This is a genomic window from Limnohabitans sp. 2KL-1 (assembly GCF_003063435.1).
Taxonomy (GTDB): Bacteria; Pseudomonadota; Gammaproteobacteria; order Burkholderiales; family Burkholderiaceae_C; genus Limnohabitans_A.
Map to the genome: position 1 here is coordinate 244,350 of NZ_NESL01000004.1, position 15,923 is coordinate 260,272.

Genomic DNA, 15,923 nt, shown 5'->3' on the forward strand with positions numbered 1-15,923 from the left:
CGAGACGCGTTGCGCAGAGCCTGCCACTCGCGGGAGCTGTGCGATGAAGCCCGCCTTTCACGCGGCGCTGGGCGTGGCCAACGGCATCGACTGGGCCAACCGGCAACTCGCCTTTGTGGGTATCCTAGTTGTCTTTCCCGGTATCGCGAACACGCAGCAAGTCCAGGTGCAGGCGACCGATCAGGGAATCGAGAACGCTTTGCGGCCCGCTCCCGCCAAGCCTCGACGGAACCAGAATTTTCTGAACAGGAGAAAAAGTAGATGAGTCATCCCCATGAAAGAGCGCAGTGGTATTCACTTGCCATTGGAATACTTGCCGCCGACCAGGCTGCCAAGACCTACATCGACATGACTACCCCCTTGGGGTGGTCACGCGACGTCACGCCGTTCTTCAATCTGGTTCATGTCCTTAATCCCGGTGCGGCGTTCAGCTTCCTCGCCGGGGCGGGTGGCTGGCAGCGGTGGTTCTTCCTTGCGATCGCTCTGGCTGCTTCGGTGTGGCTCGCTTGGATGTTATTTCGGCCGCTCCGAAGACTGGAGGCGCTTTCCTACAGCCTCATCCTGGGCGGCGCCCTTGGCAACGGATTCGACCGCGCTGTGCGCGGGCAAGTCATCGACTACCTTGATTTCCACCTGCGTGGTTGGCACTGGCCCGCGTTCAATATCGCCGACATGGCCATCGTAGGCGGGGCGATTGCGCTGGTGCTTCAGTCGCTGGTGGGCGCGGAGAAGCCACCTGCGGCGAAACAGTCTCGGTGAACTAACGGTGGCCTGAAAGACCCAATGGACAGGCTTCGATATCCAACGAACAAACTGGGAACACACATGACGATTTTCCGAAATTTGCTGGCTTTTGTCGCAGTGTCACTGGCACTAACAGGCTGCCTGAACTCCTCGGGCGCCCCACAAAGCTCTTTCACGCTGCTGGATGGCTCGTCGCGGACCACTGCCGACCTCAAAGGCAAAGTGGCGCTGATTAACTTTTGGGCGACCAGTTGCACCACCTGCGTCGCGGAGATGCCCATGCTGGTGAGCACCTACGAGAAGTTCCGCAGCCGCGGCTACGAAACCATCGCTGTGGCCATGAGCTACGACCCGCCGGCCTATGTCGTCAATTTCGCGCAAACACGCAAGCTGCCGTTCCCGGTGGCCATTGACAATACCGGCACGGTGGCAAAGGCGTGGGGCGATGTGAACGTCACACCTACAACCTTCCTCGTGAACAAGCGCGGGGAGATTGTCAAGCGCTTTGTGGGAAAGCCGGACTTCGCCGAGCTCCATCAACTCATCGACCGGCTGCTCGCTGAAAGCTGAGCGGGTCCATTAATCTCACCAACCCTCCATCATGATCAAAAGACGCACTTTTTGCAGCTTCGCTCTCCCGCTAACCCTCTCCGCCCATACCGCCGCGCGCGCCCAGGAAAATTTTGTTGAAGGCAAGCACTACCTGGAGGTTTCTCCACGTCAGCCGACCAAAGACCAGAAGCAGGTCGAGGTGCTGGAATTTTTCGCTTATAGCTGCTCGCACTGCCATTCGTTTGAGCCATCGCTGGAGGCTTGGCTAAAGAAGTTGCCGCGAGATGTTCTTTTCCGCCGCATACCGGTCGCCTTTCGCGAGGACTTTGTAATCCACCAGCAGCTCTACTTTGCGCTGGAAGGGGTTGGCCTTGTCGAGAAGTTGCATGGAAAGGTGTTCCACGCCATCCACTCCGAGAAACAACGCCTGGCAACCACCGCGGACATTGCCGCCTTCGCGGCAAAGAACGGCGTCGATGGAAAGCGTCTTGTAGAAACGATGAACTCCTTTAGCGTTGCAGGCAAGGTCAAGCAGGCAAAGGCGCTGGCCGAGGGCTACAAGATCGAAGGTACACCGTCGCTGGGCGTGGACGGCAGATGGCTCACTTCCGGTTCACTGGCCGGCACCAACCCGCGCTCCCTGCTTGTAGTCGACCACTTGATCGCGTTGGCCAAGAAGGCTCGCTAAGCTGTTGATTGCGTATGAAATCTGAGCCACTGGCTCAGTTTGTACGCGAAATCAACAACTCAAATTCCGTGCTTGAGGCCCTGGCTATCTGTAAGGTGCCAGCTATGCCCACCGAAATTCACGCCGTCCCCTGCAGCCGCGAGACGCGAGCTGGTATTTAGGGGCGCCATTTTGGGTTGAACGGGCGAGGAGGAATGCCGCGACCACGACGCCTACTTGGCACTTTCTGCCGACCAGCCTGGTTCAGGCGCCGAAGCACACTGCCGCATTAGTCGCCGACTCGTGCCCGCAGTGAGAACATTGATCTGGGGCCCCGGGAAGGTTAATCGCCGTGAGTCAAACGCGCAACGCGCTGACTCGATCTAGCCACCAAGAGGATTGTGGTGTGTCATGCCATTGCTTAAGTGTGGCAAGTCGTCGTCGGCTATTGAGTTCCAAAATGAGCACGCAGGGCCACCTTCAGCGATTGGCAGTTGATCGAACGTGGATCAACTCTTAGGCAGTGCTGCTCAATGACGCTGACGCATTCATCAACAAACATCTGAGCAAACTTGTCGAAATTTAGCTCGCTCCAGGATTCGCTCTGGCCCGAGCAGTTATCGCTGGTTTGCTTGAACTCCGTCGCTTGGGTTATAAGCGCCCTCACTCGTTGACTCGTAGGTACAGTTGTTTGCATTTGACGCCTCTAGGTATTCTTTGATTGCCAAAACGAAGATTAGGCCGGGGTGAATTACCCCTTATTGAAGCTCCTTAATTGTAGGCAAGGGGCAGTGATTGTTCGCCAAGAAATTGATTCCTTCGCGAAACGCATCGACGGGGCACACGCCGACGCAGGCAGTGAACTTGCAATTGATGCAAGCATCAGTGACGATGCGAGTCATTGCGGTGGCCGATCACCGGCAGGGAACGCCCCGTGAGCGCTTTTCTATGGCCGTTTTGGCCCCCATGCGTAGACGCCAAGAATGACCGCCAAAGCTCCGTGCAAGACAACACCTATCGTGCTGAGGTTCGGCGTAACGGCAATGCCAAACAAAGTGAAAGCCGTCCCTGACACCAACAGACCCGCGTGGAACAACGCATGAAACGTTTCGAATCCGGAAAAAAACTTGGCGACTTCTCTCCAGTTGGTCCGCATGGTCTTCTCCTTGGAATGGTTACAGCCGAGTAACGCGCATTTCCCATCATAACAACCGATGCGTGGCGAAATCTCAGACTGGAGTTTCGCATCGCGAAGATGGACTGCCCGACTGAATATGGCCTGCTTCGGGGCAAGCTGCGGGGTATGCCCGGCGTGCAGGGCCTGGACTTCAATCTGATGCAACGTACCTTGACAGTCCGCCCCGCGCCCGATGCGCTCAAACCTTCGGTCAAAGCGATTGAGTCACTTGGCATGGAAACCGAGGTGCAGAAGACCGACGAACCGCGAGATCTCCAGCCCGCTTCGCAGAAAACCACTTGGTGGCCCGTGGCAGGTAAGCGTCCGGCCAACCCCTTCTTGAACTTGACCGGGTAAGCGGCAAAGATGGTGTCCACCAAGGAATTTAAGTGGACACCATTACAGACTCCAAGAAGATCACCCGGCGGCGTCATGCCCCCGACCTGAAGGCAAAGATTCTTCGCGAATGCGATCAGCCCGGAGCGTCGGTTGCGAGCGTGGCGATGTCGCATGGGATCAATGCCAACGTGGTGCACAAGTGGCGCCGACAGGCCAATGCGGGGGTTGCGCCGTTGGCGGACGCGGCATTCATCCCTATCGCGCTGCCAGCGCCGGTGGCCACGGCGTCCCAGGAAATCAGAGTAGAACTTCGCCGGGGTGCCACAGCCATGACGATCACCTGGCCAGTGGCGAGCGCTGCTGAGTGCGCGGTGTGGATGCGCGAGTTGCTGCGGTGATCCGGGTTGATGCCGTCTGGCTTGCCGTTGCCCCACTGGACATGCGCTCGGGAAGCGAAGCAGCGCTGGCACGCGTGGTGGGCGTGTTTGGCTCGGCCCGCCCGCACCATGCCTACCTGTTTGCCAATCGCCGGGCCAACCGGATGAAGGTTCTGGTGCACGACGGCATAGGCGTGTGGCTGGCCGCCAGGCGGCAGAACCAGGGCAAGTTCGTCTGGCCAAACGATTCAGGAGCCACCCTGGGTCTGACACGCGAGCAGCTTGACGCCCTCGTGCTGGGCCTGCCGTGGCAGCGCATAGGCGAGGCTGGCGTCATCACGGTGCTGTAGAGAAGTAGCGTGATGCACCTTGCAATTGGCGAAACCGCCAATGTGCATTGGCGTGGAGGTCGGCATGATTGACTTCCGTGATCGATACCACGCACCTGGACCAACTCAACGCGCAGCAACTGCGCCAGGCGGTACTCTCCTTGGTGGAGACGATGGCCAGCCAGAGCGCCGTCATCGAGCGCAAGGACCGCGAGATCGCCTTCAAGCAGGCTGTCATCGACAAGATCACGCACGAGATAGCGGTGCTCAAGCGGCTGAAGTTCGCGGCCAAGTCTGAAGGCTACAGCGCCGAGCAAAAGAGCCTGCTGGACGAGACCATCGATGCTGACATGCAGGCGCTGCAGCAGGAGCTCGATGCGCTGCAGCCGCCCGCCAAGGACGACAGCGACAAACAGCGCCCCAAGCGCCAGCCGCTGCCCGGGAACCTGCCGCGCCGGGAGATCCACCACGAGCCCGAGTCCACCACCTGTGGCTGCGGCTGTCAGTTAAAGCGCATAGGCGAGGACGTGGCCGAGAAGCTGGACTATGCGCCTGGCGTGTTCACGGTGGAGCGCCACATCCGTGGCAAATGGGTCTGCGCCCAGTGCAAAACCTTGATCCAGGCGCCGGTGCCGGCGCACGTCATCGACAAAGGCACACCCACATCGGGCCTGCTGGCCCAGGTGCTGGTGGCCAAGTTCGCTGACCACTTGCCGCTGTACCGCCAGGAGGCCATCTTTGGCCGCGCCGGCTTGGCCATTCCACGCTCGACGCTGGGCGCCTGGGTGGGCAGTTGTGGGGTGCAGCTTCAGCCGCTGGTCGACGCCTTGAAAGCAGACATCCTGACGCACCGGGTGGTGCACGCCGATGAGACGCCGGTGCAGATGCTCCAACCAGGACACGGCAAGACCCACCGCGCCTACCTGTGGGCGTACGCCGCCGGTGCGTTCGAAGACACCAAGGCGGTGGTGTATGACTTCTGTGCATCACGCGCCGGGGAGAACGCCAAAGCCTTCTTGGGCACTTGGCGCGGGAGCCTTGTATGTGACGACTTCAGTGGCTACAAACAGCTCATGGTGCAGGGCGTCACCGAGGTCGGTTGCCTGGCCCATGCCCGGCGCAAATTCTTTGACCTGCACACGGCGACCAAGAGCCCGGTGGCGCAGCGCGCGTTGGAGCACATTGCGCAGGTCTATGAGATTGAACGAGAGCTCAAAGCCTGCAGCGCCGACGAGCGTCAACGGGCACGTCAGGAGCGCTCAAAACCGCTGCTTGATGCGTTACATGCGTGGTTGATGCAAACCAGGCAGAAGGTCACCGATGGCACAGCCACCGCAAAAGCCTTGGACTACAGCCTGCGGCGTTGGCAGGCGTTGACCCGCTTCGTGGATGACGGGCAACTGCCCGTCGACAACAACCACATCGAGAACCAAATCCGGCCGATAGCTATTGGCCGCAACAACTGGCTGTTCGCCGGCTCGCTTCGTGCGGGCCAACGCGGTGCCGCTGTGATGAGCCTGATTCAAAGCGCCCGGCTCAATGGGCATGACCCGTACGCGTATCTCAAAGATGTGCTGACGCGCCTGCCAACCCAACGGGCCAGCTTGGTCCATGAGTTGTTGCCGCATCGCTGGCAGCCTCAAACCTATCCTGTCGCACCGCCGAGGTCATTGCTAGTCAGCTAGCTTTCCACGTCCAAGCGCCGGAAGCACACGCATGTAAATCAGTTCGCTAACCAACTCCACCATGGTTTGGGTGACGATGATGGCCGGCAGGATGGGCACCGCGCCTGGCACCGCTAAAGCTAGCGGCAGGACCACCAGGGAGTTGCGGGTGGCCGCGCTGAAAGCTACTGCCCGCCCCGCAGCGGCACCGAGACCAAACGCACGCGCCACGAGCCAGCCAACCAACGGCGCAGCCACTGCGAAAGCCAAATAGATTGGAATGACCCGGATGGCAGCAGCGCCTGCAGCGCCCAGCTGGGGTACCACAGCCGCGACGACGACAAACAAAACGAGCGCTGTGGCTGGAACCGGCAGGACGCCGAGCTGTTGTGACAATCTTGCGCCCCTGATACTGCGGGCTGCCCACGCTTGTACCAGAGCTGCTAAGGCCAGCGGCACAGCGATGAGCCAAACGAATGCCTCCACAAAAGGCCCGAGGCGCACCAAGTCTGCAGAGGTATCGCCCAGAAGCAGATGGAGGTAGCCAGGCAGCAACACCATCTGCAATACCAGCAACGCAGGCGTCGCCGCCAGCAGCAGCTTGGCGTCGGCCCGACCAAGGTGCGCGAACGTCACGACGTAATCGATGCACGGGGTCAAAAGCACGAGAAGGACACCGAGTCGAACCAATGGGTCATCTGGCAGAAACTGGAGCAGTACCGCCACCACGAGAGGGATGGCAACAAAGTTGGTGCACAGCAGCGCCCCAAGAAAGCGGAGTCGCGTAAATGCCCTGGTGAGCTCCGCCATGGGCACCTGCAAAAACGTCACGAAGAGCATGAATGCAAGCGCCGGGTTTATGGCATGCGCAAGCCAGCCAGTATTCGGTAGCGCCAGTGCACATAACGTAGCAACGCAAATCGCGGCAAAGTAGATGGAAACCTGGTGGGTTTCCAAGCGCTCTCGGAGGTCAGTCATAGTTGGTTCAATGCGGTTGGATGGGAGGCGCTAGAGGGCAAAACAGTCGCACAGCCCCCACGTCGATGATGAAGTGTATCGTCATCTCAACATCTCTTGAGATATTGATTTGTGAGGCGCTTGGCCATCTTGAGGGCTTGGTTTGCGCGACACTCGAAGCCAGAGGAAACAACAATGATGCAAGAACAGCAAGCCGTAGAAGGCTTTGGTGCAATATCACAGGAGACGCGGCTGCGTATTGTTCGCATGCTGGTGGTCGCGGGCGCGGACGGGATGGCTGCGGGAGCCATCGGCGAACAGCTGGGAGGCGCAGCATCCTCGCGCGTCTCGTTTCACCTAGGGCATTTAGAAAAAGCTGGTCTTGTGCAAAGCCGCCGCGAAGGGCGCTCCATCATCTACAGCGCAAAATTCTCAGTGCTATCCGACTTGGTGGCTTTTTTGATGCACGACTGCTGCCAGGGGCATTGCAAGTATTGCGACCGGGCGATTGCATTGTTTGCCAAGTGCGAAGGTCGGCCAAGTGCATAGACTCTGTATTTAACAGCCTCCAGCAAACTGCACTACACAGTCAAGACGGGATGCCCAGCCGCTTACGCTAATACGTCAACACCCAGCGTTCAGCGAGCTGGGTTTGGGTCAGGTACTTGTTTTAACGACGACTCCTTGAGTCAAGCTGCGACATGGTCTTGCCCCCGTTTTTCCCTGACCCGTCCTATTCGCAATGTAGCGTCAGGTCCATCGATGGCCCCTGGCGCGCTTGTGCAGCCTGCCCCCGCGCTGTGTCCGAGTTAAAGTTTCCGGGTCGCCTCAGGTCACCGAGAATTTTTTGCTGTGACGTAGTTCTCGACGCTCATCAGCGACTGGAGCACTAGCGCGATGGCTGCGACCACGATGGCCATATCGGCGATGTTGAAGGCCGGCCAGTGCCAGCCGCGCAGGTGGAAGTCCAGGAAGTCGATGACCTGCCCCCGCACGGCACGGTCGAACGCGTTGCCGAGGGCTCCGCCCAGAATGAGGCTGTACGAAAGGCCTTCGAATTCTCGCAGGGGCCGAGCCAGCAGCCATACCAGCCACGCTGACGCCGCGAGGGCGATCGCAAGGAAGAACCAACGCTGCCAGCCACCTGCGCCCGCGAGGAAACTGAACGCTGCGCCAGGATTGAGAACGTGAACCAGGTTAAAAAACGACGTGACCTCATGCGACCATCCCAACGGGGTCGTCATATCGATGTAGCTCTTGGCGATCTGGTCGGCAACGAGCACGACGATCGCGAGGCAATGCCACTGTGCTTTGCGAAAAGACTGGTTCATCTACTTCTTTCTTGGACGATCAAACTCGTACGAGTCTGGCGCGGCTGACTTATCGTTTTGCCTTCGCGACTTCCTCCGCCACAAGGGCAGCTAGCTGGTCTGGCCCGAAGCTGGGCAGGCTGCGCCCCTGGACAAAAAACGTCGGTGTCCGGCTGACTTGTAACGCTTTCAGGTCCTCAAGATCCTGGTCTAGAAGTGCCTGCATTTCGGGTCGGGCCATATCCTGCCGAGCCCGCTCGATGTCCAGACCGACGGCCCTTGATAGCTCAAAGGTGAGATCAGGATTGGGCTGGCTGTGGTCAGCCCAGGTCGGTTGGGCCTGCAACACAGCCTTCAGCACCAGTTGGTACTTGCCTTGGCGCCGCGCAGCCTCGAGCAACTTCACCACCTGATCGGATCCCCGATGGAAGGGCGCGTAGCGAATGACCAGTCTGACATCCTCGGGGTACTTAGCCATCAGGCTCTTCACGATGGGATAGAACGCACGGCAGGTCTCGCAGGCCGGGTCAAAAAATTCGACGATCGTGACGGGCGCGCCCTGCGGGCCGAGTATCGGCGAGTGCATGCGCACGAGGCGAGTCTGCTCGGCGCTGACTGTCTGATCCTGGGCGCTGTGAACGTGTTTGCGATACAGGCTCACCCCCAGAGCAAACGCGGCAACAACGAAGAGCAGGATGCCAGCGACAGCCACTTTATTGGTTTTCATGTGCGGATTTTTTCAGGTAGACGAGCAGTAGAACCGCGATTGCGGCAAAAGCCAGAAGTGACAGCCACGGAATCTGAATGTCGCCGAGGATCACCAGCTTCTGATCGCTGCAGGATGGGCCGGCGCCGCAGGGAATCCACCACTGCGGTACCCAGCCTGCAACGAGCGCGCTGTGGTAGCTAGCCAGTGCTATGCCACCCATTGCAAACGGCAATGAATAGACCGCTCCGCGGCGGTCGTTACAGTAGGCCGCCATGCCCAACATCACCGCCAGCGGAAACATCAGGATGCGCTGGTACCAGCAGAGCTGGCAGGGGGTCATGCCCATCACTTCGCCGATGAACAGCGCGGCAAAAGTCGACACCAGTGCGGCCGCCCAGGCAGCGGATAGCAAGACCCACCCGGTGCTTGATCTGGTTGGGAATGGACCGGTGTGCCCACCGTACGTGCTGCTCATGGGGCTAGCAGTTTCACTTGATGATGAAACGTGCCGTCGTTGGCTTACCCGCGACCGTCAAGATGGCCGCGACCTTGGTGCCCGGACCAACCTTGAAGCTGCCGGTAGCTTCTAACTTGTCTCCGGCGGGCTTGAGGTCGACCTCTTGCTTTTCAGCGCCAGTGAGCAGTGTCAATTTAGCCGAGGCCTTCGACGCATCGACTGCTTTGCCGTGGTCACGCACGTACAGACGCAGAGTCGTGGGCGAGGCAACCAATTCATAGTCGATATCCTTGACAGTGGTTAGAACACCACCGTGCACGGGTTTGTGATCACCATCGTTGGGACCAGCCCAGGCAAGTCCGCCCAGGACCAGCGACGAGGTGATTAAGAAAGTACGAAGTTTCATGAGATTTCCTTTTGAGTTTATGGTGGAGGTAGCGCGTGATCTGTCAGAACGCTTCAGCATCTTTGTCTTGCAAAAGCGCCTCGGCAGGTTTGCGGCCAAAGAGCCAAAACATGGCAGGCGTCAGAAAGGTGTCGAGCAGCGTAGAGCTGATCAAGCCCGAGAAAATCACCACGGCGACCGGGTGCAAAATTTCGGTGCCGGGGCGTTCGGCCTCGAAGAGCAAGGGTGCCAATGCGAAGGCAGTCACCAAGGCCGTCATCAACACAGGGCTCAATCGTTCCATCGAACCGCGCAAGATCATGGGCTTGGTGAAGGACTCTCCCTCAAAGCGCATGAGGTTGATGTAATGGCTGACTTTCAAAATGCCGTTGCGCACCGAAATGCCAGCCAACGTGATGAACCCGACCAAGGCGGCCACCGACAAGGGCTGACCTGACAGCCAAAGACCCAACACGGCACCCACGAGCGCCAAGGGAATGTTCACCATGATCAAGGCCGACAAAACGGCGGACTTGTAGCGGCTGTAAAGCACCACAAACATCAACACCACAGAGACCACCGAGAGCAAAGAGATCAGGCGCGAGGCTTCTTCTTGCGCCTGAAACTGTCCTCCAAGGGTGATGAAGTAGCCCTCTGGCAATCGAGAATCCGCCGTCACTTTGCGTATGTCGGCCACAACTTCTGACAATGGGCGGCCCGAAGCGTTGGCAGAAATCACGATACGCCGCTTGCCGTTGTCCCGACTGATTTGGTTGGGACCATCGGCGTCTTCAATCGTTGCGATTTTGGACAGCGGAATTCTGCCCGAGGGTGTTTCGATCAACACCTGGCCCAAGCCTTCCAGCGATCGTGCGGATTCTGGTAAACGCACAACCAACGCAAAGCGGCGACCTCCCTCCATGATTTGCGTGACACGTTCACCTTCCACCAGGGTCTGCAGTGTGGCAAGCACTTGCGCGCCAGACAGGCCGTATTGCGCCGCTGCCGCATAGTCCAACCGTACCTTGATCTGGGGTGCAAGAACTTGTTTTTCGATTTGCAGGTCAGCTATGCCCTCGATACCTGACAGCCGTGAGCGCAGCGCATCGGCTTGCCCGCGCAGCACGTCCAGGTCTTCGCCAAAAATCTTGATGGCGATTTGGGAGCGCACCCCAGACAGCATGTGGTCGATGCGGTGTGAGATGGGTTGCCCCACCTCAATCGAAGCAGGCAGGTTGACCAAGCGTGCACGGATGTCGGCACGGACCTCATCCATTGAGCGCGTCAACTCGCCTGAGGGTTTGATGCCCACGTCCAATTCGCTGACATGAACACCTTCGGCATGCTCATCCAGTTCAGCACGTCCGCTGCGCCTGCCCACATGCAGCACTTCGGGCACCTGCTTGACCAGCACTTCGGCCTGGCGCGCCAGGTCAGAGGACTCGGTCAAGGTCACGCCCGGGTTCAGCCGTATGCCCACCAGCAAGGTGCCTTCATTAAAAGGAGGCAAGAAGGTGGTCGGAAAAAACGGAACAGCCGCCGCAGCCAACACCACCGCCACACATGCACTGGTTATCGCCACGCGTGGCTTGTCCAGCACTTTTTGCAAACTGCCTTTGTAGCCTTGCTTGAGCCATGCCAGCACTTTGGTGTCGCCATGGTCCAGGTTTTTCATGCCCGGCAAGAGGTAGTAGCTCAGCACCGGCGTCATCGTTACCGACACCAACAAAGAGGCCAGTGTCGAGATGATGAAGGCAATGCCCAGCGGCACAAACAACTTGCCTTCCAGGCCCGGCAAAGCAAAAAGCGGCAGGAAGACCAGCACGATGATCACCGTCGCATAGAGGATCGCCGAGCGGACTTCCATGGACGCCTTGGCCACGAGCGCGAGCAGCGACAGGCGCTGACTGGGGTCCTTGGCACGGTCTTCTTTCATGCGCCGCAAGATGTTTTCCACATCCACCACGGCATCGTCCACCAGTCCGCCAATGGCAATCGCCAGTCCTCCAAGCGTCATGGTGTTGATCGACAAGCCAAAATACTTGAACACCAGTGCCGTGATGAAGATGGACACTGGGATGGCGGTGAGCGCGATGATGGTGGGTCGAACTGTGCCCAAGAAGAAGAAAAGGATCGCGGCCACAAACAGCGACGCACCGATCAACTTGCCTTGCAGCGTCGAGATCGACGCCTCAATGAAGCTGGCCTGGCGGAAGGTCACACGGGGTGCCTCCATCCCCTCAGGAAGGGATGCCTTGAGATCCGTAATCGCTTCTTCAATCGACTGTGTCAAACGGGTCGTGTCAGCGGTGGGTTGCTTTTGAACGCCCAGAATCACGGCGGGCTTGCCCTCAAAGCCTGCATCCCCACGTTTGATGGCTGCGGCAAAAGTGACCTCAGCGATCTGGCGCAACAAGATGGGCTGACCGTTCTTGGCGGTGATGGCCAGATTGCGCAAGTCCTCCAGGCGTGAAGTGCGACCAAGATTTCGAATCAGGTACTCGCGCCCGTTGAGTTCCAGAAACCCCCCCGAGGTGTTGGCCGAAAACCCGCGCAACGCCGACTCCAACTGGTCCAAGGAGATACCCAAGTCCGACAGGCGCGCTGTGTTGGGCTGCACCTGAAACTGGCGCACTTCGCCGCCAATGGGGATGATCTGTGCGACGCCGGGGATGGCCAGGAGTCGAGGCCGGAGCACCCAGTCGGCGTACTCACGCACGGCCATAGGGGAGATCTTCTGCGGATCGACAGGAATAGCGATCTGCATGATCTCACCCATGATGGAGCTGATCGGCCCCATCCGTGGTATTACCCCGGCAGCCAAACCTTCTTCCATGGACGAGAGGCGTTCAGACACCAGTTGGCGTGCCCGAAAAATCTCCGTGTCCCAGTTGAAGGTGACATACAAAAAGGACAGGCCAGCAGAAGAGGTCGAACGAACCGATTCGACCCCAGGCAAGCCATTCATGGCCGTCTCCAGAGGAAAGGTAATCAGTTGCTCGACCTCTTCAGGCGCCATGCCACCCGCCTCGGTCATGATCGTCACAGTAGGTTTGTTGAGATCGGGAAAGACATCGACTGGCGTTCGAGACAATGTGAATGCCCCGTAAGCCATCAATACGGCACCCGCTATCAACACCAGAAGCCGGTTGGTCAGGCTATTTTCGAGAAGCCACTTGAACATATCGTGACCCCTTTACCGGACTTGATTGATGAGCGTGGCACCTTGGGTCGCCACACGATCGCCAGACTTCAAGCCCGAGATCACCGTGACGCGCGCTCCATCCAGGGGCTCGAACGTCACCGTGCGGGGTTCAAACTGCTCAGCTGCAGACTTGACCCACACCACGTTCTGATTGGCAGCGTTTTTCATCAGTGCCGACTGGGGGACCGCAATACCCTGTGTCTTTTGCTTGGACTGCACATAGACTTTGACGGGCTGTCCAACGGCCAGGCCTAATAGTTCCGGGCTTTGCACTTGGAAGTTCAGCGGCAGAGCTTGCTCTCGCAAACTGCGCGCTGCACCCATGAAAACCAGTGGCGTGCGCTGGTCGCCGACAGCCAATGTGGCACCGCCGATGTTGTTGGCCACTGAGATATCAAAAGCCAAGGCTTCAATGCGCAGCCGCTTCGGGTCGACAATTTCAAAAATCAATTCCCGCGTGTCCACCACTTGGCCTGCCACGACATGCGCCGAGGCAATCACGCCAGAAACGGGCGCGACCAGTGCTTCTTTGCTGCTGAGGCCGCCACCAACGGCCGACATGCGGTCGGTCAGGCTGAGCACATCACTCTCTGCGGCTTCCACTTCCTTGCGCGGTACGGTATCTGATAACTCGCGCAAACGTGCCAAACGCTTTTCAGCAAGCGCTTTGGCAGCGCGAAATTCGGCCAATTGAGTCAACTGGCTGGCCCGCTCCAGGGGGGCGACCGCAGGGACCACGTAGGCCAATACCTGACCCTTCTTGACGGTTTGCCCTGCGTTGGGCAAGCCATTGGGGCCGGGTTCTATGCGTCCGGCGTTGATGGGCTGGACTTTGCCCCCAGCGTTGGGGTCCATCAGTACCTGACCATTGAGTTCAAAGGCGCGTGGCACCTCAGCGGTTTCCACCACCATCGTGCGCACATTCAGTTGGCGTTGGGCTGGTTTGGGCAGAAACACGCTGCCATCGGCCATGCGCTGTGGACCATTGGCATTGGCCGTCGCAGGCGCAGCGCCGTGGTCATGGCCTTCGCCCGCGTACGTAGGCAGCGCAGCACCTGCAAGGGTCAAAGCAGTGGCCAGTGCCATCCAGTGGCGTTTTTTTGAAGTGTTGATTGTTTTCATGCTGAGGCTCCTTAGGCCGTACGAGCTTGTTGACGAAAGCGAACGATCGCGCCTAATGCCATCAGGGCCAATAACCCCCCGCCGATCCACAGGGCGATGCCTTTCCAAGAAGAACCACTGACAGGTTCATCTTCGTCCTCGTGCAAATCGAGTTCGCCAGTCAGCAGGTCGTTCAGTTCACCGGCCTGAATGGTTGCGGTGATGGCAATGACGCCAGGTTTGAGCGTGTCCTTGAGGATGACTTCGTATTCACCTACGCCGTGTTTTTCAGCTTTGTATTTGCTGCCTTCGATGTCAATGTCAATTTGAGCGTCATTAACCGGACTGTTGTCTGTAAAACGGTCCAGGAAAATCGTCAGCTGCTTGCCATTGACGATGCCAACCATTTCCAGATCCTCTGAAACCGCGACGAAACGCGGCAGTGCTGTTCCCTGGGTTTTTGGCGCAGCTTCCGCGTGATCGTGACCCGCACCGGCAATGGCCATAGGACTGAGTAATGTGAATATCAGCGCCATAAAGGTGGCGACTGTTGAATGAATGATCTTCATGGTGTTCCTTGAATTTTTGAGGGGTGTCAGCATCACTGAGGCAGCAGGCCCAAGGACTGCCGCAATGCCGAAATGGCGGAGGCCAGGTCAATTCGGCTTCGAGCGGCTTGTCTCGCGGCCTCTGCAGCCTCTGCTTCAATGCGCAAGCGGGTGGGCAGATCCGACTCGCCCAGCCTGAACGACTTGTCAAAAAAGCTGCGGGACTCGTTGGCCAGCTGGGCTCGTCGCTGCGCAGCATCAAGTTGAGTGCGTGCGGCCTCCAGACGAGCAGCAGCGCCTTGTTTGTCGGCTTGAATGCGCGCCTGCTCGAGGACCAGTTGTGACTGCACTTCTATCGCTTCGGCTTGTGCAGTCGCAAGACGGGCGTCATGCCTAGGGCCTGCACCCAAGGGCACGCGAATGCCAATCAGCACAGTCTGGCCATAGCGTTCTCCAAATGCCCCACGGCCGCGCGTGGTGGCCACCGTGAGTTCCGGGTTGGATCGCCTCTGGGCGCTGATCAGCTGAGCCGTCCGCTTGGCCATCGTGATGCGATCCTCCAGTTCAGCCAACAAGGGATGCCCCACTGACGCACCCGTATGTGGGGTCGAATCTGGCGTTGGCTCCACCGCCGCGTTGACTTTCAAGTCTGCCGGTGCCGTCCTGCCTGTTAGCGCCATCACTTGTGCCAAGGCTGCGGCAGATGCAGCTTGAGCTTGGGCGGCATGCGCTTGGGCCGCAGCGACAGCGCCTTCGGCTTGATGCTGGTCGGACTTTGCCAGATCACCCGCGTTGGTCCGTTTGGCTACATCAGCGGCGATACGTTGTGCATTGGCCAGTTGTTCGCTCGCCAGTTCAGCATCGACGCGAGCTCGCAACCAGCCCCACCAAGCATCCCTGACGGAAGAAGCGAGCCGCAGTTGTGAGGCGAGCAGCTTGCGCTCAACCAACGAGATTTCAGCTTGCGCCAGATCGGCACTGGCTGTGCGTTGTCCGGGTAGCCAAATGGGAACGGCGATACCCACCTCAGCTTCCCGCGCACCGCTGTTGCCTGTCATCCGGTCTGATCGCTGACTTATCTCCAGCGAGGGCGGCTCGGGGGACAGCATCGACGCGGCTTTGGCCTGGGCCAGGGCGGCATCGCGACGCGATTGAAGCGCGTGCGCCTCGGGTTGCCTTTGCCACGCCGTTTCGAAAACATCTTTCAAGGACACCGAGCCACTCAACGCGGCGGCGGATGTGCCTTGTGCTTGGGCCGTCAGCACCAAGCCACTCAGGGTCATGACCGACAGCGCGATTCGAATCGGTGCCGATCTTTTTTTGTACAAACTCATAGCTCATCTCCAATGGTGAAAACATCCAAGGAGATCAGCGAGCAGCGACAACACGTCGCTAGGCGATG

The 15,923-nt window shown here is 58.9% G+C and carries 17 protein-coding genes and 2 pseudogenes; 9 read left to right on the plus strand and 10 right to left on the minus strand.

Annotated elements, in window-relative coordinates; genetic code table 11:
* The first annotated feature begins 43 nt into the window (after nt 1-43).
* The 4 genes from B9Z47_RS18965 (at nt 44) to B9Z47_RS11730 (ending at nt 1,984) form a co-directional block, all read left to right on the plus strand.
* The gene (locus B9Z47_RS18965) at nt 44-265 is read left to right on the plus strand and encodes a hypothetical protein (protein WP_233253783.1); all 222 of its coding nucleotides are present in this window, start codon (nt 44-46) and stop codon (nt 263-265) included.
* Entirely contained in the window at nt 262-759 is a 498-nt protein-coding gene (lspA, locus tag B9Z47_RS11720; RefSeq protein WP_108331418.1) for a signal peptidase II, read from the plus strand. Before B9Z47_RS18965 ends, lspA (B9Z47_RS11720) begins: the two co-directional genes overlap by 4 nt.
* Nucleotides 760-825: 66 nt before the next feature.
* On the plus strand, nt 826-1,314 hold the full coding sequence (locus B9Z47_RS11725) for a TlpA disulfide reductase family protein (protein WP_108331419.1): 489 nt from the start codon (nt 826-828) through the stop codon (nt 1,312-1,314).
* A 31-nt stretch (nt 1,315-1,345) separates the two neighbouring features.
* Complete coding sequence (locus tag B9Z47_RS11730) at nt 1,346-1,984, plus strand: thiol:disulfide interchange protein DsbA/DsbL (protein ID WP_108331420.1); 639 nt, start codon at nt 1,346-1,348, stop codon at nt 1,982-1,984.
* Between the two features lie 779 nt (nt 1,985-2,763).
* Here B9Z47_RS11730 and B9Z47_RS18970 read toward each other — a convergent pair.
* Nucleotides 2,764-2,865, minus strand: a pseudogene (locus B9Z47_RS18970) (ferredoxin); the annotation flags it as partial.
* A 341-nt stretch (nt 2,866-3,206) separates the two neighbouring features.
* Between B9Z47_RS18970 and B9Z47_RS11745 the strand changes: the two are divergent.
* The 4 genes and pseudogenes from B9Z47_RS11745 to B9Z47_RS11760 form a co-directional block, all read left to right on the plus strand.
* Nucleotides 3,207-3,455, plus strand: a pseudogene (locus B9Z47_RS11745) (ATPase P); the annotation flags it as partial.
* A 74-nt stretch (nt 3,456-3,529) separates the two neighbouring features.
* Nucleotides 3,530-3,877 (plus strand): transposase, encoded by a 348-nt coding sequence (locus tag B9Z47_RS11750; protein ID WP_233253779.1) that lies wholly within the window; start codon nt 3,530-3,532, stop codon nt 3,875-3,877.
* Nucleotides 3,853-4,206, plus strand: a complete 354-nt coding sequence (gene tnpB / locus B9Z47_RS11755) for an IS66 family insertion sequence element accessory protein TnpB (RefSeq protein ID WP_146185789.1) — start codon at nt 3,853-3,855, stop codon at nt 4,204-4,206. Before B9Z47_RS11750 ends, tnpB begins: the two co-directional genes overlap by 25 nt.
* A 77-nt stretch (nt 4,207-4,283) precedes the next feature.
* Nucleotides 4,284-5,870, plus strand: coding sequence for an IS66 family transposase (locus B9Z47_RS11760; protein ID WP_108331423.1), 1,587 nt, complete (start codon nt 4,284-4,286; stop codon nt 5,868-5,870).
* Here B9Z47_RS11760 and B9Z47_RS11765 read toward each other — a convergent pair.
* Entirely contained in the window at nt 5,859-6,827 is a 969-nt protein-coding gene (locus B9Z47_RS11765) for an arsenic resistance protein (RefSeq protein WP_108331424.1), read from the minus strand. The genes B9Z47_RS11760 and B9Z47_RS11765 overlap by 12 nt on opposite strands.
* A gap of 177 nt (nt 6,828-7,004) precedes the next feature.
* Here B9Z47_RS11765 and B9Z47_RS11770 point away from each other — a divergent pair, with 177 nt between their 5' ends.
* A complete protein-coding gene (locus B9Z47_RS11770) occupies nt 7,005-7,355 on the plus strand; it encodes a helix-turn-helix transcriptional regulator (protein ID WP_108331467.1) in 351 nt (116 codons plus the stop codon).
* A 284-nt stretch (nt 7,356-7,639) separates the two neighbouring features.
* Here the strand turns inward: B9Z47_RS11770 and lspA (B9Z47_RS11775) are convergent, their stop codons facing one another.
* From lspA (B9Z47_RS11775) to B9Z47_RS11810, 8 genes are read right to left on the minus strand one after another with little or no spacing between them, the layout of a single operon-like run.
* Nucleotides 7,640-8,137, minus strand: a complete 498-nt coding sequence (gene lspA / locus B9Z47_RS11775; RefSeq protein WP_108331425.1) for a signal peptidase II — start codon at nt 8,135-8,137, stop codon at nt 7,640-7,642.
* A gap of 49 nt (nt 8,138-8,186) precedes the next feature.
* Nucleotides 8,187-8,843 (minus strand): thioredoxin domain-containing protein, encoded by a 657-nt coding sequence (locus B9Z47_RS11780; protein WP_108331426.1) that lies wholly within the window; start codon nt 8,841-8,843, stop codon nt 8,187-8,189.
* Nucleotides 8,830-9,300 (minus strand): disulfide bond formation protein B, encoded by a 471-nt coding sequence (locus B9Z47_RS11785; RefSeq protein WP_108331427.1) that lies wholly within the window; start codon nt 9,298-9,300, stop codon nt 8,830-8,832. The genes B9Z47_RS11780 and B9Z47_RS11785 overlap by 14 nt, the downstream gene beginning before the upstream one ends.
* A gap of 13 nt (nt 9,301-9,313) precedes the next feature.
* A complete protein-coding gene (locus B9Z47_RS11790) occupies nt 9,314-9,688 on the minus strand; it encodes a hypothetical protein (protein ID WP_108331468.1) in 375 nt (124 codons plus the stop codon).
* 43 nt (nt 9,689-9,731) lie between these two features.
* Nucleotides 9,732-12,851, minus strand: a complete 3,120-nt coding sequence (locus B9Z47_RS11795) for an efflux RND transporter permease subunit (protein ID WP_108331428.1) — start codon at nt 12,849-12,851, stop codon at nt 9,732-9,734.
* Nucleotides 12,852-12,863: 12 nt separating this feature from the next.
* A complete protein-coding gene (locus tag B9Z47_RS11800; RefSeq protein WP_089957655.1) occupies nt 12,864-13,994 on the minus strand; it encodes an efflux RND transporter periplasmic adaptor subunit in 1,131 nt (376 codons plus the stop codon).
* 11 nt (nt 13,995-14,005) lie between these two features.
* Entirely contained in the window at nt 14,006-14,542 is a 537-nt protein-coding gene (locus tag B9Z47_RS11805) for a hypothetical protein (RefSeq protein ID WP_228768230.1), read from the minus strand.
* Nucleotides 14,543-14,574: 32 nt separating this feature from the next.
* Nucleotides 14,575-15,855, minus strand: a complete 1,281-nt coding sequence (locus B9Z47_RS11810) for a TolC family protein (protein ID WP_108331429.1) — start codon at nt 15,853-15,855, stop codon at nt 14,575-14,577.
* Between the last annotated feature and the right edge of the window lie 68 nt (nt 15,856-15,923).